The sequence below is a fragment of the Streptomyces sp. NBC_00287 genome (genome assembly GCF_036173105.1).
In the GTDB taxonomy this organism is placed as follows: Bacteria; Actinomycetota; Actinomycetes; order Streptomycetales; family Streptomycetaceae; genus Streptomyces.
The window spans coordinates 8,455,240-8,477,739 of the sequence record NZ_CP108053.1 but is presented as its reverse complement, the minus strand read 5'-3'; the positions used below and the strand labels follow the sequence as shown (position 1 = coordinate 8,477,739).

At 71.7% G+C, this 22,500-nt stretch carries 21 protein-coding genes and 1 pseudogene; 7 read left to right on the top strand and 15 right to left on the bottom strand.

All coding sequences use genetic code 11. The features are described from left to right. Positions 1-4: 4 nt before the first annotated feature. From OHT76_RS38530 to OHT76_RS38495, 8 genes are all read right to left on the bottom strand, one after another. The gene (locus OHT76_RS38530; RefSeq protein ID WP_328875508.1) at positions 5-1,384 is read right to left on the bottom strand and encodes a YcaO-like family protein; all 1,380 of its coding nucleotides are present in this window, start codon (positions 1,382-1,384) and stop codon (positions 5-7) included. After that, positions 1,381-2,853: a CocE/NonD family hydrolase gene (locus OHT76_RS38525; protein WP_328875507.1), complete on the bottom strand. Its 1,473-nt coding sequence runs from the start codon at positions 2,851-2,853 to the stop codon at positions 1,381-1,383. The genes OHT76_RS38530 and OHT76_RS38525 overlap by 4 nt, the downstream gene beginning before the upstream one ends. Beyond that, positions 2,850-3,659 carry a hypothetical protein gene (locus tag OHT76_RS38520; protein WP_328875506.1) on the bottom strand — a complete coding sequence of 270 codons (810 nt, stop codon included), beginning with the start codon at positions 3,657-3,659 and terminating at the stop codon, positions 2,850-2,852. Before OHT76_RS38520 ends, OHT76_RS38525 begins: the two co-directional genes overlap by 4 nt. A gap of 93 nt (positions 3,660-3,752) precedes the next feature. Beyond that, a complete protein-coding gene (gene amiA / locus OHT76_RS38515) occupies positions 3,753-3,866 on the bottom strand; it encodes a streptamidine family RiPP (RefSeq protein ID WP_328875505.1) in 114 nt (37 codons plus the stop codon). A gap of 56 nt (positions 3,867-3,922) precedes the next feature. Beyond that, positions 3,923-4,744 carry an ABC transporter ATP-binding protein gene (locus OHT76_RS38510; RefSeq protein ID WP_328875504.1) on the bottom strand — a complete coding sequence of 274 codons (822 nt, stop codon included), beginning with the start codon at positions 4,742-4,744 and terminating at the stop codon, positions 3,923-3,925. A 19-nt stretch (positions 4,745-4,763) separates the two neighbouring features. Further along, positions 4,764-5,711 (bottom strand): FecCD family ABC transporter permease, encoded by a 948-nt coding sequence (locus OHT76_RS38505; RefSeq protein ID WP_443049947.1) that lies wholly within the window; start codon positions 5,709-5,711, stop codon positions 4,764-4,766. Between the two features lie 56 nt (positions 5,712-5,767). Then, the gene (locus tag OHT76_RS38500; protein WP_443049946.1) at positions 5,768-6,856 is read right to left on the bottom strand and encodes a FecCD family ABC transporter permease; all 1,089 of its coding nucleotides are present in this window, start codon (positions 6,854-6,856) and stop codon (positions 5,768-5,770) included. Between the two features lie 23 nt (positions 6,857-6,879). Then, positions 6,880-7,857, bottom strand: a complete 978-nt coding sequence (locus OHT76_RS38495; protein ID WP_328875502.1) for an ABC transporter substrate-binding protein — start codon at positions 7,855-7,857, stop codon at positions 6,880-6,882. Positions 7,858-7,948: 91 nt separating this feature from the next. Here OHT76_RS38495 and OHT76_RS38490 point away from each other — a divergent pair, with 91 nt between their 5' ends. From OHT76_RS38490 to OHT76_RS38480, 3 genes and pseudogenes are all read left to right on the top strand, one after another. Continuing rightward, positions 7,949-9,148 (top strand): hypothetical protein, encoded by a 1,200-nt coding sequence (locus tag OHT76_RS38490; protein ID WP_328875501.1) that lies wholly within the window; start codon positions 7,949-7,951, stop codon positions 9,146-9,148. 26 nt (positions 9,149-9,174) lie between these two features. After that, positions 9,175-10,032, top strand: coding sequence for an alcohol dehydrogenase catalytic domain-containing protein (locus OHT76_RS38485; protein WP_328875500.1), 858 nt, complete (start codon positions 9,175-9,177; stop codon positions 10,030-10,032). 57 nt (positions 10,033-10,089) lie between these two features. Beyond that, positions 10,090-10,421, top strand: a pseudogene (locus tag OHT76_RS38480) (putative quinol monooxygenase). A gap of 35 nt (positions 10,422-10,456) precedes the next feature. Here the strand turns inward: OHT76_RS38480 and OHT76_RS38475 are convergent. Continuing rightward, positions 10,457-11,569, bottom strand: a complete 1,113-nt coding sequence (locus OHT76_RS38475; RefSeq protein WP_328875499.1) for a catalase family protein — start codon at positions 11,567-11,569, stop codon at positions 10,457-10,459. A gap of 321 nt (positions 11,570-11,890) precedes the next feature. Here OHT76_RS38475 and OHT76_RS38470 point away from each other — a divergent pair, with 321 nt between their 5' ends. Further along, a complete protein-coding gene (locus OHT76_RS38470) occupies positions 11,891-13,126 on the top strand; it encodes a right-handed parallel beta-helix repeat-containing protein (RefSeq protein WP_328875498.1) in 1,236 nt (411 codons plus the stop codon). 39 nt (positions 13,127-13,165) lie between these two features. Then, positions 13,166-14,845: a carboxylesterase/lipase family protein gene (locus tag OHT76_RS38465; RefSeq protein ID WP_328875497.1), complete on the top strand. Its 1,680-nt coding sequence runs from the start codon at positions 13,166-13,168 to the stop codon at positions 14,843-14,845. Here OHT76_RS38465 and OHT76_RS38460 read toward each other — a convergent pair. The 6 genes from OHT76_RS38460 to OHT76_RS38435 all read right to left on the bottom strand — a co-directional run bounded on the left by OHT76_RS38460 (position 14,809) and on the right by OHT76_RS38435 (position 20,403). Beyond that, on the bottom strand, positions 14,809-15,435 hold the full coding sequence (locus OHT76_RS38460) for a TetR/AcrR family transcriptional regulator (protein ID WP_328875496.1): 627 nt from the start codon (positions 15,433-15,435) through the stop codon (positions 14,809-14,811). The genes OHT76_RS38465 and OHT76_RS38460 overlap by 37 nt on opposite strands. Before the next feature lie 130 nt (positions 15,436-15,565). Next, positions 15,566-16,843 carry an ABC transporter substrate-binding protein gene (locus OHT76_RS38455; RefSeq protein WP_328875495.1) on the bottom strand — a complete coding sequence of 426 codons (1,278 nt, stop codon included), beginning with the start codon at positions 16,841-16,843 and terminating at the stop codon, positions 15,566-15,568. 5 nt (positions 16,844-16,848) lie between these two features. Continuing rightward, entirely contained in the window at positions 16,849-17,973 is a 1,125-nt protein-coding gene (locus OHT76_RS38450) for a branched-chain amino acid ABC transporter permease (protein WP_328875494.1), read from the bottom strand. Next, entirely contained in the window at positions 17,970-18,860 is an 891-nt protein-coding gene (locus tag OHT76_RS38445; RefSeq protein ID WP_328875493.1) for a branched-chain amino acid ABC transporter permease, read from the bottom strand. The genes OHT76_RS38450 and OHT76_RS38445 overlap by 4 nt, the downstream gene beginning before the upstream one ends. After that, the gene (locus OHT76_RS38440) at positions 18,857-19,648 is read right to left on the bottom strand and encodes an ABC transporter ATP-binding protein (protein WP_328875492.1); all 792 of its coding nucleotides are present in this window, start codon (positions 19,646-19,648) and stop codon (positions 18,857-18,859) included. The genes OHT76_RS38445 and OHT76_RS38440 overlap by 4 nt, the downstream gene beginning before the upstream one ends. Further along, positions 19,645-20,403 (bottom strand): ABC transporter ATP-binding protein, encoded by a 759-nt coding sequence (locus tag OHT76_RS38435; RefSeq protein ID WP_328875491.1) that lies wholly within the window; start codon positions 20,401-20,403, stop codon positions 19,645-19,647. The genes OHT76_RS38440 and OHT76_RS38435 overlap by 4 nt, the downstream gene beginning before the upstream one ends. A gap of 191 nt (positions 20,404-20,594) precedes the next feature. Here OHT76_RS38435 and OHT76_RS38430 point away from each other — a divergent pair, with 191 nt between their 5' ends. Together OHT76_RS38430 and OHT76_RS38425 are read left to right on the top strand one after the other, a co-directional pair. Continuing rightward, positions 20,595-21,890, top strand: a complete 1,296-nt coding sequence (locus OHT76_RS38430; RefSeq protein ID WP_328875490.1) for a PucR family transcriptional regulator — start codon at positions 20,595-20,597, stop codon at positions 21,888-21,890. After that, on the top strand, positions 21,887-22,486 hold the full coding sequence (locus OHT76_RS38425; protein ID WP_328875489.1) for a TetR/AcrR family transcriptional regulator: 600 nt from the start codon (positions 21,887-21,889) through the stop codon (positions 22,484-22,486). The genes OHT76_RS38430 and OHT76_RS38425 overlap by 4 nt, the downstream gene beginning before the upstream one ends. Positions 22,487-22,500: the final 14 nt, after the last annotated feature.

Below are 22,500 nucleotides of genomic sequence, written 5' to 3'. Positions count from 1 at the left end.
GCCCTCACATGTGGGGCGGAGGAGCCAACGTGAAGTCCTCCGGCCCGCTCGGTGCGGTCGTACGCCAGCCGCGCGCGATGGCGGCGCCGGCCAGGCGCGGGCAGCCGAAGTACCCGAATGCGGCAGGGGCGTTGGGGAGGAGCCCGGAGACGAGGACCCGCGCGACACGCAGGGACGTCTCGGCCACGTCCTCGGTGGTGAGATCGAACGTCATGATGCGGTGACCGCCCTCGTGGAGCGCGCGCTCCAGCCGGTCCCGGCTGCCGGGCTCGACCGCGTCGATCGACACGGTCCCATGCGCGGGCTCACTGAACCGCCGGACCTCGGACGCCATCCGCTCGTCCAGCCACACCTGGACATGCGCGCCCAAGTCCCGTACGTGCTCGAACTGTTCGCCGCACACGTCGAGATAACGGCCGTCGGCACGGTGGTCCAGGTACAGCCCACGGGCGAGCAGCCCGGCCTCGACCGCCTGGAAGACCCAGCCGTCGGGGCCGGTGAGACCTTGGGTGAAGACCCAGGTGTGGACGGCTTCGAGGACGGCCTTGCGGGCAGCCTCGGCCGGGTCGTACTTGCAGGCGAACCCGGCGGCGTACAGGCCGAGTCGGGGATCGTGGACAAGTGCGGCCATGCAGGGGGCGAACTCCGAGGGCATCTCGACGAGATGGACGTCGAGCGCGCATCCGGCGAGGTCGTCGGCGAGACCGGGCACGCCGGCCGGGTCGATGCCGCGGGTCGGGCCGTCGAGGTGCCACCACAGTTCGAGGGCGTCGCGTTCGATGATCTCCAGGAGCCCGCGCTCGGCAGCGTCGTCGAAGCCCTGTCCGGTGGCGATCCCCGCGTAGTTGAGGTGGTGGGTGCGAGGCAGTGAACGCAGCTCGCCCTGGCGCCAGTTGAGGTGGGTGAGTGCGACGGGCGCCCAGACCTCGGCGGTGTCTCCGCCGGGCAGCCGTTCGGTGCCGCGCGTCCAGAGGGCGGGCGTGTCCGGGGTGAGGGGGCGGTAGGGGAACTTCTCGCGGCCGTACTGCCAGTCGGCGTACGTCGGCAGCGCGTCCGGACCGTACAGCCGCAGCCCCTTCTCGGCCAGCTCGGCGGCCGTGGCCCGCAGAGGGGCGTCGGGGTGGCCGGGCGGCGGCACGCGGTTGCCGCAGTATCGCTCGATCCCCTCCGCTATCGCGGCTATTCGGGCACCCTCGGGGTCGCCGAAGGTGGTGCCGAGCGACACCCGGTCGGCGGGCCACAGACCGAGCCGGCGGGCGTCGGCTATCTCGGCGGTGAGCGCGGTGTAGCGGGGCGGTGCGCCCGCAGGGTGCTCAACGGGCTTGACCGCGCGGACGATGCCGCAGACGGGGTCGACGAGAGTTTCCAGCGGCAGCGTCGTCATCGCAGGATCTCCTCTGCGGGATCGGTGGGAGTGGGACGGGACCTGAGCACGGGCAGCCGGAGGGCCACGCTCCCGGCGTCGACCTCGCGCCGGGAGGGAAGCAGCCGGGTGGCCGTGACCGGGTCGTCGCCGGTGTGGGGGTTGCGGGCGTGGGCCGGGAAGTGGTGCCCGGCGATCTCCAGGCGGAGCCGGGTGCCCGCGAGCAGCCGCCGCGCGAGCCTGCCGAGCCCTACGGTGAACTCGCCTGATGGCTCCTCGCGTCGGACGACACCGACGGCGAGCCGCTCTGCCACCCCTGTCGGCGTGACGGCGACGAGCCGGACGGCCCAGTCGGCCGACGGAGTGTGGGCGGTGGCCCGCAGCCGCACCTCCACGGGCCCGACCACGTCCAGCGGACGCGGCAGTGGCGGGGTGACCAGCAGACAGCGGTCGGGCGTACCGTCCGTGGGGACGGCCAAGTCCTCGGAGGACATGGGGCGTTCGGGATCGGCTGTGAAGGAGGATCCGTGCAGCAGCCGTACGCGCTGCGTGCCCAGCTCTCCCTCGGTGTCGGCGCGCACCCACAACGGACTGCCGCCCAGCCCGACCGCGCCACGGCGCCCAGGGCCGAGGTCCCCGGCGAGGGCGCGGCGGGCCCAGCGCACGTAGAGCTCGCCGAGGCCGACCCTATGCGCGGGCTCGGCGTCGGGTCCGGGCTCGCCGACGAGACCGTGCCCCCACGGGCCCAGCAGCAGCCGCGCCGAGGTACCGCCCCAGCCGCGCCACAACGCGACGGTGTCCTCGGTGAAGTGGTCATGGTGGCCGCCGACGGCGAGCAGGGGCATTCCGGCGTGCTGCGCCTTCGCGGCGAGTCGGCCGCGTTCGTGGTGCCGCCACACGTCCGGCCATGAGGGCAGGCTCCGGCCGAGCCGCTCGGGGAGGCCGGTCAGCGGCAGGTGGGTGAGCAGACCGGGGTCCGCCGCAAGGGCCTTGTCCAGGGCGCTCTCGTCGGAGTCCGGCCGGTCGCCGTGGGCTGCCCACCATCCGGCGCGGGCCAACAGCCGTTCCACACCCGAGGGTTCACGAGCAGTATCTACGGTGCCCAGCGCGGGTACAGCAGCGATGACGGCGTCGGGCCGGTCCTCCGCGGGCGCATCGAGCGCAAGGGCGAGGGCGCAGTGGGCGGCGTAGGAGGCACCTACGGCGACCAACCGACCGTCGCTCCAGGGCTGTCGGCGGATCCAGCGGGCGGTCGCCGCTCCATCAGCGGATTCGTTCTCGTACGGGTGCCACTCCCCCGGCGACGCGTGCCGACCCCGTACGTCCTGGGCCAGCGCGGCGAACCCGCGGCGGGCCCAGCCGCACAGTTCGGCGCGGTGCCGTCGGCGGTCGTAGGGCGTGCGGATGAGGACGGCCGGGAAGGGGCCGTCGCCGTCCGGGAGGTGGACGTCGGCGGCGAGCCCCTCCACAGCTACGGTGAACGGCGTCATCCGGCCCTCTTCGGTGTCTGGGCGACGTCGGGCACGGGCAGTACGGCGTGCTCGGTGACGGTCAGCGTGCGCAGGTCGACGCGCCGGAGCCGACGCCGGGCGGGCAGATCGAGCGCACCACTGATCCACCGGCTCAGGTCGTCCGCCAGCAGGGCGGCCAGCAGGCCCGCTGCGGGGGCGGTGAGGTGAGCGGGCGCGCCGGACGTACGGGCCCCGCTCCAGTAGGCGGTCAGCTCGCGGTGCGCGGGGGTGGCGGCGAGCCGGCGGGCCCGGACGTGTGCCGAGGTGACGTCCCCGGCAGCGACGGCGAGGGGCTCGACGTACGCCTGCCAGCCCTCGCGGTGGCAGCGCAGCCAGGCGATGCCGCGCTCCGGCAGCCGGTCGGCGGCGTCCCACAGCCCGTCGGGTACGGGCCCGTCGAGGCACCACACGACAGCGGACGGATCGTCAGCGGTGTTGTCGGGGGCTGTCGTTGTCGGCTCGGCGCCCAGTGCGCGCAGGAGCGCGGCCAGGGGTTCGGTCAGTACCGGGTCGCCCAGCAGTCGGATGTCCCGGCGGTCGGCGGGCCATTGCGGGGGCCGCGGCCCGTTCGCCAGGTACCCGGCGTTCTCGAAGGCCCGGACGATGCGGTCGAGTTCGTCGTCCGGCTCATCTGCTGCCGTACCGGACAGGCGGGACAGCAGGGCGTCCTCGTCCACGTCCCCGGTCCTGACGCTGAGGAACTCCCCCTCGGCCGTACGGACGGCGAGGCCCCGCCCGGGTACGGCGACGATCTCGACACCGGGTGCGAGCTGGCTGCGGGACACGTCAATACTCCTGTGGGGAAGGGGCCTTGGAAGGGCGTGGGCCCGCCCTTGAGGTGACGGGCGGGCCCACGGTCGAGGGAGCTGAACCCTCGCTTACTCCTCGGTGTCCTCGAACGGGTTCTCGACGAGCGCGTTGGAGTGGGTGGCCGAGGCGTGGGCCAGCTGGCCCTGGTCGGCGATGGGGTTGAAGATCTGCTCGTTTTCCATGAACTCTCCTTGTTCGTGCGGGAGATGCAGCGCTCGGGCGAGCGCCACAGCAGACTCTAATGAATATGATTTTCATATTCTAGTGCTGGGAGGGGGTGATCTGGGTAACACACCGGCCAGCCCCCCTCGGGGTCCTGGCCAACCCGGCCGGCCACCCGGAGAACGTCCGCGAGCAGCCCCGGCGTGACGACCTCCTTCGGCGTCCCGTCGGCCACCACGCGGCCGTCGCGCAGGGCGACGATCCGTTCGGCGAACCGGGCGGCGTGGGCCAGGTCGTGCAGCACCATCACGACGGTGAGGCCGCGTTCCTCACGCAGGCGGACCACGGTCTGCAGTACGTCGAGCTGGTGGTGCAGGTCCAGATAGGTGGTCGGCTCGTCCAGCAGCAGGACGCGGGTGTCCTGGGCGAGCGCCATCGCGAGCCGCACCCGCTGCCGCTCGCCCCCGGACAGCGCGTCGACGTCACGCTCGGCCCACTGCTCCACCCCGACATCGCGCAGTGCGCGCAGTACGACGGGGTCGTCACCCTCGCGCAGCATGCCGAGCGGGCCGCGCGCCGCGTACCGCCCCTGCCGGACCAGTTGACGCACCGTCATACCGGGAACGGCCGGGGCCGACTGGTGCAGCAGCGCGACCTTTCGGGCGGTGGCGCGCCGGGAGAGCCGGGCGAGGTCGTCCGCGCCGAGCAGCACGCGCCCCTCGTCCGGCCGCAGCAATCCCGCGGCAAGCCGCAACAGGGTTGATTTTCCACAGCCGTTGAGCCCGATGAGGGCGGTCAGCTCACCCGGCTCGACGGTCATGTCGACTCCCCGCAACACGGGTTGTCCGGGGTAGCCGAAGTGGGCCCCCTCGACGCGGATCCCCAGGGGCTCGGTCATGCTCTGTCCTCCGTCGACATCAGAACGTACTGCTCGGTGAGCGGCGCACGACGACCAGCAGCAGCGCGGCCCCGAGGCAGGCGGTGAGGGCCCCGACCGGCAGCGTGAGCCGCCCGGAGTCCAGTACGGCCGCCAGCAGCCGCGAGGACAGCTGTGCCGCCGCGTCCGCCCCGCACACCACGGCCGCGCCCACCAGGGCGGCGCCGGGCAGGGTCACCCGCAGGTCGGCGCCGAAGAGGGCCAGGGCGACGTGCGGTACGAGCAGCCCGACGAACCCCAGCGCCCCTACGGCTGCCACCGCACCCGCCGTCAGCGCCACCGCGCACAGCAGGGCGAGGGTCCGGGCCCGCCCGGAGGACAGCCCGGCGGCCAGGGCGAGTTCGTCTCCGCAGCGCAGCAGGGTCAGCGGCCCGGCCAGCAGCCAGGCCACGGCGCCCCAGGCCAGCGCCCACGGCCACAGCAGGTGCCAGTGCTCCCACACCCGGCCCTCGGTCGTGCCCACGAGCCACTGCACGACGCTGCCCAGCTCACCGGGCGCGACGAGCAGCACCATGGCCGTGAGCCCGCCGAGCACCGCCGACACGAGCACCCCGTGCACGGCGATCTGCGCCGGGTCGCTGCGGCCCCGTCCGGTGAGCAGCCACAGCAGCGCGGCCCCGGCACAGCCACCCACGCACGCGGCCACGACCACGGCCAGGGGCGACTCCCACCCCGCGAGTCCGAGGCCGGTCGCGGCGACGGCTCCGAGCACCGCGCCCGGAGTCACACCCGTCACCTCGGGCCCGGCCAGCGGGTTGCGCAGCGCCGACTGCAGCACCAGGCCCGCCACACCGAGGCACGCCCCCGCACCGAGGGCCACCAGCAGCCGGGGCAGCCGGAGTTGGAACAGGATGTGCCGTTCCGTCGTATCGCCGCCCCCGCCGAGGACGTCCCAGACGACGGCCGGGGAGATACCCCGCCCGGCCATCAGTTCGGCACCGGCGCATACGGCGATGAGTGCGGCCAGCACCGCGAAACGCCGGCTCACCGGACCTCCTTCTCACGGTGTGTGGCGGACGCTCCGGAAGAGACCGCGGTACCCACCGCCCGGCGCCCGGCCTTCGGCCTGCGGTTGCCCGACCGCAGCAGGGCGACCCCGGCGGGCACGCCGAGCAGGGCCGTCCACGCGCCGACCGGCGTCTCCACCGGCGCCAGCGCGAGGCGGGCCGGAACGTCGGACACGGCCACGACGACGGCACCCCAGGCCGCCGACCAGGGCAGCCAACGCACCGCGTCCGCCCCGGGGTTGAACCAGCGGGCCAGGTGCGGGGCGAGGAACCCGACCCATGCCACCGGCCCGCACACGGCCGTCACCGGCGCAATCAGGACGACGGCGATGGCCAGCGCGGCCAGCCGTGCCCGCTGGGCGCGCACGCCGAGCGCCTCGGCGTCCTCGTCCCCCAGCCGCAGCACCGAGAGCACCGGCGCGCACAGGACGAGCGCGGGAACCGCGACGAGCAGCCACGGCCACAGCCCGGTGACATCGTCCCAGGTGCGGGCGGAGAGCGAACCGAGCAGGTAGCGGTAGATCAGCTGGAGGTCGAGCTGGTCGGCCATCACCATCAGCACAAGCAGCGCGGCCTGCAGCGCGGCGGCGACCGCGGCGCCGGTCAGCAGTACGGCGGACGGGCTGCGCCCCAACCCGGCGGCGAGCAGCGTGAGTCCACCGCCGAGCGTGGCCCCGCCGATGGCCAGCAGGGGCTGGACGGCGGCGGGCACGGATACCGCCAGCACCAGAGGCGCGGCCACCCCGAGCGCGGCGCCCGAGGACACGCCCAGCATCTCGGGGACGGCCAGGGGATTGCGCAGCGCCTCCTGGAGCACGAGCCCCGCCGCGCCCAGACACGCACCGGCGACGAGCGCCAAAACCAGCCGGGGCACGCGGAGTTCGGTGACGACGATCCCGGCGAGTGTGGTGTCCCCCTCCAGGAGCGCACCGGGCAGCTGGTGCAGGGGGACGTAGGGGGTGCCGAGGCTCAGCGCGCAGGCGGACGCGGCGACCAACAAGGCGACCAGGACGAGCAGTTGCCGTCTTCCCGCGAGGGTCACCGACCGTCGTACGCCCGTTGCCATGTCACCCGCTGCGGTGGGCACGCTCACCGCAGCGCGGCCGTGGCCTCATCGAGCACGATGCCCAGCGAACGGGTACCGCGTCCCTTGGCCCACACCTCGGAGTTCACCTCGTGGACGTCCCCGTTCTTCACCGCCGGGATCTTGCCCCACAGGGGGTTCTCCGCCAGCTTCTCCGACAGCTTGCCGTCCGCCTCACCGAAGCTCATCGTCTCGACGAACAGCACGTCGACATCGGCCGCGAGGATCTCCTCGAGGCTGTAACTCCCCTCCACGCCACGGGACTTCCAGGGGTAGTCGGCGAGCTTCGGGAACAGGCTGGCGGCCGCGTCCGTCTCCGGGGTGGCGACGCCGAAGTTCTCGTCGCTGCCGTAGATGATGAGCGCGGTCTTGTCGCTCTTGGTCTTCTCGGCCTCGGCGAGCTTGGCACGGAAGGACTTCTCGGCCTTCTCGCCCTCGTCGGTACGGCCGGTCAGCGCGGCGACATCGCGCAGGTATCCCACGCTGTCCTGCCACGTCGCGGGCTGCATGGGCCAGAAGGTGGTGGCGTCCTTCAGGGCCGGGGCGAGCTTGCCGTGGGTGTCCTCCAGGCCGATCACGAGGTCGGGCTTGTGGGAGAGGATCGCCTCGACCTCGGGCGCGATGAACCCGCCGGGGATGACGTCGACCTGCTTCGCCTTCTCCTCCCCCAGGAAGTCGGGGTGGGCGAGGAGCGCGCTGTTCGTGGCCGTGGGGACGATACCCAGCTCGGTCAGGATGTCGTCGCAGAGCGCGAAGAGGCAGACGATGCGCTCGGGCTCCTTCTTGAGCGAGACCTTGACGCCGCCCGTGTCGGTCAACTCCCGTGTCGCCTTGATGGGTTCGACGGTGACATCGGTCTTCGGGCCGGCCGCGGCGGCCTTCTCGCTCGCGGGTTCGGTGGACGATCCGCACCCCACCAGCACCGAGCCGACCAGGGCTGCGGTGATCCAGCTACGGACGAATTTCGACGGTGAGCGCAGCATCGATGCCCTCGTTTCTTCTCAGGAACCTGGAACGCCCTGAAGATACATGATAATCGTTTTCAATAGCACTCTCGTTTCGATGGAGGCATCGATGACCGCCGCCCCTCCCCTGCTGCTCGTCTCCGATCACGTGGAGGGCTCTGTCCACGCGCTGACCGTGCCGGACGGCACCGAGACGGGCCGCCTCACCGGTCGCCATCTCTCCGAGCACGCCGGGTTCCTGGCGTTGCCGGGCGGGCGGGCGGCTTGCGTCGACGACCGCAACGGCGAGCTGCTGGTACTGGACCCCTTCGGCGATGAACTGGTGGAAACGGCGATCCCGGTCGCCGTGCCGGCCGAGCACCTCGCCTGCGACCCGTCCGGCCGGTGGATCGCCGTCACGACCGGTCTGGGCGAGAACGCCGAGCCGTGGTCGGACCTGCTGACGGTCGTCGACCTCACCACGGGAGACACGGTCCGCGTACGCACACGGGTCGGCGAACCTGGTGTGACGGTCCTGGGCAACGGCGATCCGCTGGTCGTCCTGCGGCACCGGGAGCCCGGCGCACTGGCTGTCCACCGGTTCGCCGACCTCCTCGAAGCCCCGCCCGGCTGCCCTCCGGTCACACCCCACACGCACCTGCCGCTGCCGGACGACGGACACGGAGACGCCCAAGAGCCGTACTCCGGCGAGGTGTTCGCGGCCACGGGAGACGGCGTGCACCGCGCCCGCCGCGAGGGCGACGCGCTCGTCCCGGAGCCCGTGATCCCCTGGGATTCGCCCGCCCGAGGCTGGTACCTGCGGCTCGACACCCGGCAACGGATGCTGTGGTCGACCCTGCGGGGCGGCCCCGCAGACCCGCTGCGGTGGCCGGAGTGGACCAATCAGGCGTGGCGCCACGACCTGGAGACGAACCGCACGACACTGACGGAGCTCGGCCCCGGCCTGGTCTTCCGACTGGCGCTCGCCCGACACCACACCGCGTTCACCCGCATCCACCCGGACGGCGACGAACTGATCCTCCTGGACACCGACGACACCGCCCGCCGCGTCCCCCTGCCCGCCATGGACGGCGCACCCCGCCGCGGCGGCACCCCCTGGGACGGCGTCCAGCGCCGCGCGGTGGCCGCTTCACCGGGCGCGGACTGGATCGCCGTCACCCGCGGCGGCCACGGCGAAGTCCACGTCTTCGACGCGCGAACCGGCAGCGAATCAGCCCGCTTGAAGCTCGACACGCCTCTGCATCACGGCGGCCACATGGTGCTGCGCACGCAGGCCGACGGCGCCGAAGGCGATCCCGTGGGCAGGTGACGACCCCCTCCTGAGACCGGCATCTCTTGCCTCCCACGCCTCGGCACCGTGCGCTCACGAGCCATACCGACCGGCTGGTATGTCGCGAAGCCATCTCAGTTCACGACGACGGCGACCTGCACATCTACCAGGGCAACCCGTTCAGCCCGGAACTTGGCTACACACCGGGACACGAGTGTGTCGGCGTGGTCGTCGACACCGGCAACCAGGTCACCCGCTTCAAGCCAGGCGACCGGGTCCTGGTGCCCGCCTCGGCCGGCTGCACACTGTGCCGGTCGTGCGCGGCCGGGTTCACCGCCCGGTGCGAGCGCGCCAAGTCCAGTACGGAGCTCTGCTACGGCGTGAGCCCCCAACTCCCCGGCAGCCAGGCCCAGGCACTCTCCGTGCCGTACGCCGACATCAACCTGGTGCCCCTGCCCGAGGGCATCTCCGACGAGGCCGCCGTCGTCCTCACCGACAACGCCCCGACGGCCTGGTACGGCTGCCGCCGCGCCCGCATCCAGCCCGGCGAGACCGTCCTGGTCATCGGCCTCGGCCCGGTCGGCCTGATGGCCGCCCAGTCCGCCTTCGCGATGGGCGCCGCCCGCGTGCTCGGTGCGGACCTGGTCGCGGAGCGCCGCGCCTTCGCCGCCGGCCTGGGGGTCGAGCCGGTCGAGGGCGAGGACGCGAAGGCCGCCGTGCGGGACACGGAGGCGGTCGTCTCCCACCGCTTCCCCTCTCTCCGAAGGCCCGGCGGCGTACGAACTGTTCGCCAACCGCTCCGACGGCGTCCGCAAGATTCTCCTCGACCCCACCGGCTGACCCTGTCCATGAGAGGGAAGACAGGGCTTCCCTCTCATACAGGGGCACCTCCTGGTGCGGGTGAACTGCTCATGCGCGGCTGACGTCGTCGTACGGTCTTGTCATCACGCATCACGCATCACGAGGAGACAGTAAGGCCGATGATCTTCATCACTGCCAAGTTCCGGGTCCGTCCCGAGCATGCCGACCGGTGGCCGGAGATCACCGCCGACTTCACCGAAGCCACGCGCCGGGAGCCCGGCTGCCCTGGTTCGACTGGTCGCGAAGCGTGACGGACCCCACGGAGTACGTCCTGGTCGAGGCCTTCCGCGATGACGCAGCAGGCGCTGCTCACGTGCAGTCGGCGCACTTCAGGGCCGCGCAGCAGACCTTGCCGCCCCATCTGATCGAGACACCACTCATCGTGAACGCGAACATTCCGCAGGACGACTGGTCACTGCTGGGCGAGATGGCCGTTCCCGAGCAGGGGTAGGACAGCGCGGGCGGCGGGAGTGGGCCTTGGCCGCGTCAGCCGAGCAGTTGTGCGCTGCTGACGGGTTCGCGCCGCTGTTGTCCATTGATGCGGTGCCGCTCGATGGACGAGCGACGGTACACCTCCTGCCGCACCCGCTGGATCTCGCCGATGGGCCGGTGCTCCTCGCGTGAGCGCCACGGTGTGATCGACGTGGCGTCGGCGGCCGCCACGTTGTCGTCGTCGCCGATGTCCTGACGCGGGAGGTCCACTCGGGCGACGGTCACCCAGGGGGACAACTCCTCGGGCCACTTCACCGAGGTGTTGTCGACCGGCATGCGGGACAGATCGGTGTTGAGCTGCACCTGGAGCTCGAAGGAGTGGTCCCGCTCCGCGGCCTCGGCGACCAGGGTGCGGCGGAATGCCTCGTTGTCCGCGCGCACGTCCACGATCTGGTGCGTCAGGGAGGCCAGAGACTCGGCCGTCGGCACGGTACGGATCTTGGCGATGTGATCGCCGTACCGGAAGGCGCCCATGCTGTTGTAGTTGTACGACAGCAGGTTCCTGCGCGGGACGGTGGTGAACGAGAGCATGGCGAACAGTTCGTCCCACAGCCACCCGTCGGGGTCGGTGAGCGTGCCCCGGCGGGTCAAGAACTCCGCCATCCAGGACTTGCGGCGGGCGGGGTTGGCCAGGCCCTCGGGCAGTTCCGCGAACAACTCCTCGATGACCATGTAGTCGTAGGCGGTGTTCGCGAAGAAGACCTCATTGTTGATCAGGTTGAGGTCGAAGGTACCGCTGTCCGGTTCGTCGTCCAGCAGTGAGGTGCCGGGCACCCCGAACAGCTTGATGCCCATCCCGCACGCCGCGCCCAGCTGGTGGTCGGGACGCTGGTGGCCCAGACCGTTGGAGTAGCGCACGGCGGCGTCGTACACGGTGGGCCGGGCGAAGATGCCCTGCCCGTGGAAGCCCGGGTTGTCACCGACGGTGACGGTGGCCTTGAGAAGTCCGTACGTCTTTCCATGGGCGGTCCGGACGGCGCGCCCGCCCGGCCCGCGCTCGACCGAGGCGCGGGTGCGCTGCGCCACCTGTGCGACCACTGCGTCCAACTCCTCCTGGTAAGCCGGACGTTCGGCGGGACGGTAATCCTCGTAACGGACGGGATCCATGGTGTTGCCTCCCTGTGCGGTGGTGTCGATCTCAAACGCTAGCCACCAATTCAATTGTGCACAACGTAACTGACTGTGATGAATCACACGTAGCCCAGGGCAACCATGTCGGGGGTGCGGTGCCCCGAGGGGCCGTTTCGGCCTTTCCCTGCCGGTGTGTAGACACGGTTCGCGCTGAATGGAACGCTCCCTACAGAGACGCGGACCTGTTCTCCCGCTCCGCCGGTTCTTCTTCCGCGCCGTGCATCCCCCCCAGTGCGCAGATCTCGCAGCGCCTGATTCCTCGTACGCCCAGATTCCTCGCTGTGAGGAGTTCACCGCATGAGAGTCCGAGTCACCCCTGCGACACTCGCCGCCATCGTCCTGGCCATCACCGCCACCGCCGCCGATGCCTCCGCGACCCCGGCCGCCGTCCCTGCGGAGTTCACCGTGGACACCGCCTCCGACGCGGTGGATGCCGACCCGTCGGACGGCTGGTGCCGTACCACGTCGGGAGCGTGCAGTCTGCGCGCCGCGGTGATGGCCGCCAACTCCTGGCCGGGCAGTACGATCACGCTGCCTCCCGGCCACTACCGGCTGACGATCCCGCCCGACCCCCGGCTGATCATCGGCGACCATCCCGACCCCACCACAGGCGACTTGAACGTCGACGCGCCCACCACGATCAGGGGATCCGGCGCGCGTAACACCGTCATCGACGCCAACCTCCTGGACCGGGTCTTCCGCCTGCGGGCCGACACCCGCATCTCGGACGTGACGATCACCGGGGGCAGGGCCAGGCAGCGCGAACTGCCCTTCACCGACACCGGTGGCGGCGGCATCGCCAACGGAAAGCATCTGACACTGCGTCGAGTCACTGTCACCGGGAACTCCGCCGGCTACGGGGGCGGCGTCTTCAACGTCCCCGACTCTCATCTGGATCTCGTCGACAGCACGGTCAGCCGGAACGCGGCAGGAGAGGCCGGGGGCATCAGATTCGACGACAGCGGCACCGTGACGAACTCGACGATCGCCGATAACCGGGTGACGGATCCCGGTGGCCGTCCCGGCAGCCTCGGCGGCTACGGCGGAGGCATCGACATCCGCGGCCTGGGAACCGTACGGATCCTCAACTCGACCATCACGGGGAACCGTTCCAGCGACGGCGGGGGCGGCATCAACATCGCCCCGGCCTACCTCGACAGCCTGCCCGCGCCCCTCCCCGACATCGTCGATCTGCCCCTGGGACGCATGACCCTGCGCAACTCCGTCGTCGCGGGCAACACCGTCGACGGCGCGAGCGCCGACTGCGAGAAGGCCTTCGCCACCATCGTCTCGCTGGGCAACAACATCGACGCCGGCGGAAGCTGTCACCTCACCGCCGCAGGCGATCTGCCCAGCCGTGACCCGCTGCTCGGGCCGCTCGCGGACAACGGCGGCCCGACGGACACGGCGGCGCTGCTGCCGGGCAGCCCCGCCCTCGACGCGGCCGACGACTGCCCCGTCACCGATCAGCGCGGCATGGCCCGCCCCCAGGGCGCCGCCTGTGACATCGGCGCCTACGAGCACACGCCCTGACCTCCGCCCCGCACCGGCATCAGGACCGATGAGGATGAGATGAGCTCTCCGAGTCTGCGGCACACCCTTGCCCGCGCCATGGCCGCTGTCGCGGCCCTGCTGCTGCCCCTCACCACTCCCCTGCCCACGGCCCGCGCCGACGCCGGCCACGACTCCGTGGTCGTGCGCACCGACCATGGCTGGGTGCGTGGCGCGGCCGGCCGCGACGGCGGGCGGGTGTTCCAGGGGATCCCGTTCGCCGCCCCGCCGACCGGTGAGCTGCGCTGGCGTACGCCGCGACCCGTCGCGCAATGGCAGGGCGTACGGGATGCCACCGCAGCGGCCCACCCGTGTCCCCAACTGCCGTTAAGGCTGCTGCCCGACGGCGGCCCCGTCCTGCCCGGTGAGTCCAACCGCACCGGCAGCACCGCCGAGGACTGCCTGTATCTGAATGTGTGGGCCCCCGCCCACACCACCGGCCGGCCCCTGCCGGTGCTGGTCTGGCTGCACGGCGGCGGCAACGCCTACGGCGCGGGCAGTGACTACGACGGCTCGGCGCTGGCCCCGCGGGGCATGGTCGTGGTGACCGTCAACTACCGTCTCGGAGCACTGGGGTTCCTGGCCCATCCGGCCCTGTCGGCCGAGAGCGGGGACCGCGCCTCCGGGGACTACGGCCTGATGGACCAACAGGCCGCGCTGCGCTGGGTGCAGCGCAATATCGGTGCCTTCGGGGGCGACCGGAACCGGGTGACGCTCGGGGGCCAGTCCGCCGGATCGGCGGACACCTGCGCCCACATCGTCTCGCCGACCGCGAAGGGGCTGTTCCAGCGGGCGATCCAGCAGAGCGGAAGCTGCGCCTCGCCCGGCGCGGTCACTGCGCTCACGCTCGACGCGGCCGAGCGGAAGGGCAGCGGCTTCGCGGCCTCCGCGGGCTGCCCCGACCCGACAACCGCGGCGGAGTGTCTGCGTGCCGTGCCGGTCGCCGAGCTGATCCGCACCGCCGGGACCGGGGCGGCGTCCCTGTGGGGTCCGAACACCGGGCCGCGCGTCCTGCCGTACGCTCCGCAGGAGGCGTGGGCCGAAGGACGCGTGAACGCGGTGCCGACGCTGAGCGGCAACACCCATGACGAGTACCGCTACTTCACCGCTTTGTACGTGGATCTGCTCGGCGGCGGCCCGTTGACTCCCGCGTCGTACGCCGCGCTGATCCGGCTCCAGTACGGTGAGCGCGCGGCCGCGGTCCTCGACGCGTACCCGGCGTCGGCGTATGCCTCTCCCAACCTGGCGTACTCCGCCGTCGGCACCGATCAGCGGTTCGCCTGCCCGGCGCGGTCCGACAGCCGGTTGTACGGCACTCGGGCGCCCGTCTACGCCTACGAGTTCGCCGACCCCCAGGCGCCACCGTTCATCCCGGCACCGCACACACCGCAGGGCGCCTTCCACGCCTCCGAACTGGCCTATCTCTTCCCCATGGACGCGGTGCGGCCCCTGACACCGGCACAGCGCCGCCTGTCCGCGACGATGACCGCCTACTGGGCCCGGTTCGCCGCGAGCGGCGACCCCAACGGGCCCGGAACGCCCTCCTGGCCGCGCTACACGCCCGACGCAGACCGCATCCAGGTACTGGCACCCGACCGGGTCGGCCCCACCACCGGGTTCGCGGCCGATCACCATTGCGCGTTCTGGCCGCAGCCCGCCTCAACTCAGTGGGGGCAGCCACCCTCCACCGCCACACCGTGATGGGCCGCCAGTGCCCGCAACGCCACACACAACGGCCCGATCTCCAAGGCGGCACCCGCATCGAACCAGCGGGCCACGGCCGTTCCACTCGCCATCCTCAGCGTGAAGCGCGCCAGCTCGTCCGCGACCTCGGGGCGATCGCCCAGTCCGAAGACGGCGCTCAGCGCGTCCCGGGCCCAGACCACCAGCGCGTCCCGGTAGTGCCGCACCTCGGCCACGGCCGCCGCACTGGCGTCCTGCTGCACCATCCCGAGCCCCAGCAGCAGCCGCACACCATGCTGATGACGCTGGAACGCGTCCCCCACCTCGGCGAGAAAGGCCTCCAGGCGCTCGTCGACGTCGGCGCCCGGCACCTCGGCCGGGGGCAGGGCCGCCAGCAGGGTGGTCCTGGCCCGCTCCAGCACCGCGACGTAGATCCCGTCCTTGCTGCCGAAGTGCCAGTAGAGAGAGCTGACCGGCAGGCCGCACGCGGCGGAGATCATCGAAATGGATGTGGCGGCGTAGCCGTGCCGGGCCATCAGGTCACCGGCGGTGTCGAGTATCGCGTCCCGGGACCGTGCGCCGCGGCCCTGGGCCGGTGCCTCCGTCATGCGGCCGACTCTAGAGGAAGCGCAGGCGGTGCCCCAGGTGGCCGATCGGGCAGTAGGGCAGGGGCGGGGGCGGTCCCCGAGTGACTGGGCATCGACCAAGGACCGCCCCCGCCGGCTCAGTTGCCGCGGCTCAGTTGCCCGGCGACCCGAATTCCTTGCGGGTGTCCACCGGTTCGCCGAACAGCTGCCAGCGCTCGCCCTTGAAGCGCATCAGCTGCATCGTCTCGATGGGGAAGGCGTCGTCAGGCCCGGTGGAGAGCGTGACACCGGGCAGCAGCATGTCCACCTTGACGTCCTTCAGGTCGCGCACCGCGTCGCGCAGCCCTTCCCTGGTCGGGCACTTCATGGCGTCCAGGGCCTTGTGCAGGCTGGAGGCGGCGGCCCAGCCGTAGGCGTTGAACTGGTTGGTCGGGTCGGAGTCGGGCGCGTACTTGTCCAGCGCGTCGTTGTACGCCTTCATCTCCGCGTCGTCGGCCCACTGCGGGTCGGCGGGGTCCTTGAAGTAGGTCGCCGAGACCACGCCCTGGACGTTCTTGAAACCGACGGGCTTGAGCACGGCGGCCGACGAGGACACGTTGTTGACGATGTGCAGCGGGTTCCACTTGGTGTTCTTGGCGTCGGAGGCGAGGGCCTGGCTGCCGAACTTGGGGGTGGTGATGTTGAGCAGGACGTCCGCCTTGGAGCGGGCGAGGCTTGTCATCTGCGCCGACACCGACGGGTCGGTGACCTCGTAGCTCTCCTCGGCGACCACCTCGATGCCGCTGCCGGCGACGGCCTCCTTGAATCCGCCGAGCAGGTCCTTGCCGAAGTCGTCGTTCTGGAAGAGGACCGCGACCTTGGCCTTCGGCTTCTCGTCCTTGAGGTACTTGGCGTACACCCGTGCCTCGGACACGTAGTTGGGCTGCCAGCCGATGGTCCAGGGGTGCTGGTCGTCCGTGCCCCACACGGAGGCGCCCGTGGCGACGAACGGCTGCGGCACCTGCTGCTTGTTGAGGTAGTCCCACACCGCCGCGGTGGACGGGGTGCCCAGGCTCTGGAACACGGCGAACACCTTCTCCCGCTCGACCAGTCTGCGGGCCTCCTCGACCGCCTTAGGCGGCTGGTAGCCGTCGTCGCGGACGACGAACTCCACCTTGCGGCCGTCTATGCCGCCCTGGTCGTTGACGTGCTTGAAGTAGGTGCCCACGCCCTTGCTGATCGTGCCGTACGCGGAGGCCGGTCCGGACAGCGGATAGATTCCGCCCAGCTTGATGGTGGTGTCGGTGATCCCGGTGGTCTGCTGACCCTTGCACGCGCCCTCGGCGGCGGTGCCTTGTTCGTCCTCCCCGCGCTGGCTGTTGCAGGCCGTGGCGAGGAGCAGAGCGGCGGACGCGGCCGCGGCCGCCCGCAGAGCGGTCGTCTTGCGCATATGACTCATTCCTTTTCCGTGCGGGGCGGTGCGCCCACGGGTTCGGCGTCGGCAGGTGCGGGATCCGCAGGAGTGGGGGGCGCGGAGGATTCGGATACAGGTGTGGAGCCCGTGTCGGGCGTCCGGTCGGGGGCAGGGGCCGTACGGGTCAGAGGCCCGGCGGCGAGGCCCCGGACCCGGCCCACCAGGCCGGCCATTCCGGTCGGCGCCACGAACATCACCACGATGATCAGGAGGCCGAACACCACACCGGGCGCCGCGTCGCTGATGTCCTGGGCCACGCTGGGCACGTACATCACGAACGCCGCCCCCAGCAGCGGTCCGTACAGCGAGGCCAGTCCGCCGACCACCAGTCCGGCCAGCAGCGTGATGGACAGGACGAAGCTGAAGGAGTCGGGTGAGACGTAGCCGATGACCCAGGTGTACACACAGCCGGAGACGCCGGCGAACAGGGCGCTCCACGCGAAGGCGAGGGTCTTGTGCAGGGACAGCCGTACGCCCATGACCTCCGCGGCGCTCTCGTTGTCCCGTACGGCGAGCAGGGCCCGGCCAGCCCGGGAGCGCAGCAGGTTGCGGGCGAGCAGCAGGGCCGCCGCGGCGACGGTGAGGGCGACGAAGTACATCCACTGGTCCTCGGCCAGGCCGCTCCATGCCGGGGGTTGCAGCTTGTCGACGGTCAGGCCCATGGAGCCGCCCGTCACCGGTTCGAGCCGCTTGAGCAGCGGGGGCAGGAACACCGCGAACGAGAGGGTGACCAGGGCCAGGTACAGGCCGCGCAGCCGTAGCGCGGGCACTCCGAAGCCGAGGCCGAGCAGGAAGCATCCGGCGGCCGCGACCGGCAGCGTGGCCAGGTGGCCGGTGTCGTACCGGTCGAGCATGACGGCCGCCGTGTAGGCCCCGGCCGCGAAGAACGCGCCGTGGCCGAGCGATATCTGCCCGCCGAAGCCGACCAGGAGGTTCAGTCCGGCCAGCGCCACGGCGTACAGCAGCACCATGGTCAGCTGGAAGACCTGGAAGGGGGCGAAGTAGAACGGTGCGCCGACGGCGACGGCCACCGCGAGCAGTGCGGTGAGCGCGGCCCGCACGCGGCGGGCACGGTCGGTGGCGAGGGTGGCGACGATGGTGCTCATGCGCGTTCCACCGCCGCCCGGCCGAACAGGCCCTGGGGCCGCACCAGCAGCACCGCCAGGATGGTCACCAGGGGTACGCCGACCTTCAGATCGGCGCCGATGACGTCCACGTACGCCCCGGCCAGCGTTTCGGCGACGCCCACGAGCAGGCCGCCGACGACCGCGCCGACCGGGCTGTCGAAGCCTCCGAGGGTGGCCGCGGCGAACGCGTAGATCAGCACTCCGCCCATCATGTTGGGCTCCAGGAACAGCAGCGGGGCAACCAGCACGCCCGATATCGCGCCGACCGTCGCGGCCAGTCCCCAGCCGAGCATCAGCACCCGGCCGACCCGGATGCCCGACAGCCGGGCGGAGGCGGGGTTGCAGGCGACGGCCCGCATCACCAGGCCGACGGAGGTGTGCTGGAACAGCAGGTACAGCAGACCCATCACGACGGCCACCACCGCGATGATCCCGAGGGTCGACCAGTCCACGCGCACCCCGGCCAGCTCGATGCCGCCGTCGGGGAAGGGCTGCGGGAAGTCCTTCACGGTGAACGACCAGATCAGGCCGGCCACGGCGTTGACGAAGATGAACAGGCCGACCGTGACGATGACCATCGTCAGCTCGGGCGCGTTCTGCACGGGCCGGATGACGAGCCGCTCGATGAGCATGCCGCCGGCGAACGACACCGCGAGGGTGACCGGCAGCGCCAGCCAGAACGACATCCCGGAGGCGACGAGTTGCCACGCCACGTAGGTGGAGATCATGGCGAGCTCGCCCTGCGCGAAGTTGACGATCCCCGTGAACCGGTGGATCAGCACCAGGGCCAGCGCCAGACTGGCGTACACCGCGCCGGAGCCGACCCCTTCCACCACCTGCTGGAGCAGTTCGGTCACGGTGCTCACCCGCCCGTTCCGGTGCGGACGGAGACACCGAGATACACCTCGGCGACCTGCCCGTCCTCGCGGATCCGGTCGGCCGGTCCGGACATCACCAGCCGGCCGGCCTCCAGTACGTGGGCCCGGTGCGCGATGTCCAGCGCGAGCTGGGCGTTCTGCTCGACGACGACCACGGTGGTGCGTTCCTCCTCGTTGACGGCACGGACGATCTCGAACAGCTCGCGGGTGACCAGCGGGGCGAGCCCCAGCGACGGCTCGTCAAGGAGCAGCAGTGAGGGCCGCAGCATCAGGGCCCGGCCGATGGCGAGCATCTGCTGCTCGCCGCCGCTGAGGCTGCCTGCGGCCTGGCGGGACCGCTGGCGCAGTTTGGGGAAGTAGCCGTAGATGCGGTCCAGGTCGGCCGCCACGGCGGCGCGCCTGGCACGGCCCCGGCGCAGGTGGGCGCCGACGCGCAGGTTCTCCTCGACGGTCAGCTCGTTGAAGGTGCCCCGGCCCTCGGGCACGTGCGCCACGCCGAGGCGGGCGGCCTGCTCGGGCGAGCGGCCCAGCAGCTGCGTACCGTCCAAGGTCACCGAGCCGCGGCCGCGGACCATGCCGCACAGGGCCCGCAGGGTCGTGGTCTTGCCCGCGCCGTTGGGTCCGAGGATCGCGCACACCTCGCCGCGGGCGACGGAGAAGTCCAGGCCCTGGAGAACGCGGGCCTGGCCGTATCCGGCGTGCAGGTCGGAGGCCTTGAGGAAGTCCGGCTCCGCGGTCGCCGGGGACTCTGTGCGATCGGTGGTGGGCTCGCTCACGCGGCCACCCCCAGGTACGCCTCGATGACCGCAGGATCGCGCTGGATCTCCTCCGGCGGACCCTCGGCGATCTTGCGCCCGAAGTCGAGGCAGACCACCGTGTCGCACAGGCCCATCACGAACCCCATGTGGTGTTCGACCACCACCAGCGTCAGGTCGAAGTCCTCGCGCACCGTCCGGACCAGATCTGCGAATTGGCCGACCTCGCCGTGGCTGAGCCCGTTGACGGGTTCGTCGAGCAGCAGCAGCCGGGGCCGTACCGCGAGCGCGCGGGCGAGCTCGACGCGTTTGAGCGTGCCGAACGGCAGCCCGGAGGCGGGGTGGTCGGCGACGTCCGCAAGGCCGAGACGCCGTAGCAATTCCTCTGCGTGGTCACGCAGTTCCCTCTCCTCCCGCCGGACGCGGGGCAGCCGGAGCGCCGCGGCGAGGTGTCCGGTGCGCCCCCGGCTGTGGGCGCCGATCATGACGTTGTCCCGGACCGTGAGCCGTGGGAACAGCCCCAGGTTCTGGAAGGTGCGGGCGATGCCGCGCCCGGCCACGGAGTGCGGCGGGAGGGCGAGCAGGTCCTCGTCCTCGAACCGCACTGTCCCCGCATCGGGGGTGCAGCGCCGGGTGAGGCAGTTGAACAAGGTGGTCTTGCCGGCTCCGTTCGGTCCGATGAGCCCCACGGCGGTGCCCGGCTCGACGGTGAACGTGACACCGTCCAGTGCCGTGATCCCGCCGAAGCGCACGCTGATACCGTCGACCGCGAGCATGAGTGACGCCCCTTCCGAGGTGCTGGGGGGAGGTGGGCGAGCGTCACAGTAGGTGGGGGTCTTCCACGCGCACATTGGGTACGAGCACCCAACTTCGCGGCCACCGACTTGTGCGCCGCGCCCAGTTCTCCCGGCATGTCCTTCCCGAAGCCTGTTGACGGGACACGAGGGGGACGGCGACGATCGGCCCCATGCCTCGCGGACCCGCCTTGGGCAGCCCCGCACCCGCCGACCCGCTCAGCCGGGAGCGGCACCGGATCCTGCACGCCGTGCAGGACCGGCTGGAGGAGGTGGCGCAGACCACCGTCGCGGTGATGCGCACGGAGATCCCCTCGTACGCGCTGCAGGACAAGCGGTTCTTCGACGACGTGCGGGACCAGGTCCTCACGCACTACCGGATGCAGCTGGCGGCGTTGGCCGGCGACCGGGACATGGCCCCCGAAGACCTGGTCTTCAGCCGCGCGGCGGCCATGCGCCGAGCACGCGCCGGGTTCGCCCTGGAGGACTGGATCAGCGCCTTCCGGGTCGGCCGGCAGGTGTTGTGGGACGCGCTGCTGGAATGCGCGGGCACCTCCGCCGAGGCACAGCAGGCGGCGCTGTCCCTCGTCACCCCGCTGATGCGGTACGTCGACTACGCCAGCACCCATGCCGCGCAGGCCTATGTCGAGTACCAGCAGCACGTGGTCGCGGACGCGGACCGGGAGCGCCGCGACCTGCTGGACCAGCTCCTGGCCGGCGCGGCACCGACGCGCGGTCCGCTGCTCGCCGCGGCGCAGGCGTACGGCATCGGGCCGCACTCTCCGATGATGGCGGTCGTGGCTGTGTGCGTCGGCGACACCCGCACCGGCGACTTCACCTCGGCCGAGCACGGCTACGCCGCCAGCGCGTCCATCAGCGTCGCCGGGCCGTGGGCCGGCCGCACCCTCGTCGTCGTACGCCACGGCGAGGTGGTGGCCGTTCCCGTGGTCCGCACCGGCATGGACGCGGAGGACATCTGCGCCCACTTCGAGGCCGTGCAGCGGCGGCTCGCACGGGAGGGAACCATGCTCTCCATGGGCATCAGCACGGTCGCCCGGGGCGCCGGCGAACTGCGGCGCGCCTATGAGGAGGCACGGGCCGCCCTCGACCTGGTGCCGAGCGGGGGCGGGGTGGCGGCGCTGCCGCGCCTGTCCCCCTTCGACTATCTGGCACTGCGCGCCGACGATCTGGCCCGCCAGCTGGTCGATCCCCGCGTGCGTGCGCTGCTGGAGGAGGACCGCAAACGGGGCGACCCCCTGGCCGCGACCATACGGGCCTTCGCGGAGGCCGATCTCAACCTGCGGCTGGCCGCCGACCGGCTGCGGATACACCACAACACGGCGCACTACCGGTTGCGCCGGATCGAGGAACGCACCGGGCGCAACCCGCGCCGGATCGCCGACCTCCTGGAACTGCTGGTCGCCCTCGCCATCCGCGACGGGGCCGGGGAAGGTGGGGATGACGAGTGAGCGGCATCATGGAGACGGCCGAGCGGGACGGTTCGATTCGGCACGCCCTGCTGAATGCCGCGCTTGAGGTGTTCACCGAGCGCGGTTACGCCGAGGCCGGTCTCACCGAGATCGCGGCACGCTCCGGCCTCCCGGTGGGCAGCCTCTTCCAGCACTACGGCGGAAAACGAGGCCTGTACCTCGCCCTGTGGGAGGAGTTCCGGGAGGAGCAGGAGCGCCGGACCGCGGCCGCGTTGGCCGCCGGACGTGACGGTGGCGTGGACGATCCCATCGCCCTGTTCGTCGCAGGAGCCAGGGCGTATCTGGAGGGCGCCTGGGACAACCGGCGCCTCGCCCTGCTCCTCGTGGGCGACGACGGCCCCGCAGGCTTCGACGCGCTGCGCCGCCAGTGGGACCGCGCGTGGGTGAGGCGCAACGCCCGGCTCCTGGAGGTGGACGAGACGCGACGTGCCGGCCGGGTCCGGGTGCGCGTGCTGACCACGGTGATCGGCGGGGCGGCGCGCGAGCTGGGCGACTGCGTGGACGAGCGGGAGGTCCGGGAGATCGTGGACGAGGTGTGCGGCATCCTCATCCACCTGTCAGCTCCGCCCGGTTGAATTGCGAGCCACTG

What these genes read in the sequence shown, in the direction of transcription:
- OHT76_RS38530 (WP_328875508.1), bottom strand. Translation starts at nt 1,384, where the DNA reads ATGACGACGCTGCCGCTGGAAACTCTCGTCGACCCCGTCTGCGGCATC.
- OHT76_RS38525 (WP_328875507.1), bottom strand. Translation starts at nt 2,853, where the DNA reads ATGACGCCGTTCACCGTAGCTGTGGAGGGGCTCGCCGCCGACGTCCAC.
- amiA (WP_328875505.1), bottom strand. Translation starts at nt 3,866, where the DNA reads ATGGAAAACGAGCAGATCTTCAACCCCATCGCCGACCAGGGCCAGCTG.
- OHT76_RS38510 (WP_328875504.1), bottom strand. Translation starts at nt 4,744, where the DNA reads ATGACCGAGCCCCTGGGGATCCGCGTCGAGGGGGCCCACTTCGGCTAC.
- OHT76_RS38505 (WP_443049947.1), bottom strand. Translation starts at nt 5,711, where the DNA reads ATGGCCGGGCGGGGTATCTCCCCGGCCGTCGTCTGGGACGTCCTCGGC.
- OHT76_RS38500 (WP_443049946.1), bottom strand. Translation starts at nt 6,856, where the DNA reads ATGGCAACGGGCGTACGACGGTCGGTGACCCTCGCGGGAAGACGGCAA.
- OHT76_RS38495 (WP_328875502.1), bottom strand. Translation starts at nt 7,857, where the DNA reads ATGCTGCGCTCACCGTCGAAATTCGTCCGTAGCTGGATCACCGCAGCC.
- OHT76_RS38490 (WP_328875501.1), top strand. Translation starts at nt 7,949, where the DNA reads ATGACCGCCGCCCCTCCCCTGCTGCTCGTCTCCGATCACGTGGAGGGC.
- OHT76_RS38475 (WP_328875499.1), bottom strand. Translation starts at nt 11,569, where the DNA reads ATGGATCCCGTCCGTTACGAGGATTACCGTCCCGCCGAACGTCCGGCT.
- OHT76_RS38470 (WP_328875498.1), top strand. Translation starts at nt 11,891, where the DNA reads ATGAGAGTCCGAGTCACCCCTGCGACACTCGCCGCCATCGTCCTGGCC.
- OHT76_RS38465 (WP_328875497.1), top strand. Translation starts at nt 13,166, where the DNA reads ATGAGCTCTCCGAGTCTGCGGCACACCCTTGCCCGCGCCATGGCCGCT.
- OHT76_RS38460 (WP_328875496.1), bottom strand. Translation starts at nt 15,435, where the DNA reads ATGACGGAGGCACCGGCCCAGGGCCGCGGCGCACGGTCCCGGGACGCG.
- OHT76_RS38455 (WP_328875495.1), bottom strand. Translation starts at nt 16,843, where the DNA reads ATGCGCAAGACGACCGCTCTGCGGGCGGCCGCGGCCGCGTCCGCCGCT.
- OHT76_RS38450 (WP_328875494.1), bottom strand. Translation starts at nt 17,973, where the DNA reads ATGAGCACCATCGTCGCCACCCTCGCCACCGACCGTGCCCGCCGCGTG.
- OHT76_RS38435 (WP_328875491.1), bottom strand. Translation starts at nt 20,403, where the DNA reads ATGCTCGCGGTCGACGGTATCAGCGTGCGCTTCGGCGGGATCACGGCA.
- OHT76_RS38430 (WP_328875490.1), top strand. Translation starts at nt 20,595, where the DNA reads ATGCCTCGCGGACCCGCCTTGGGCAGCCCCGCACCCGCCGACCCGCTC.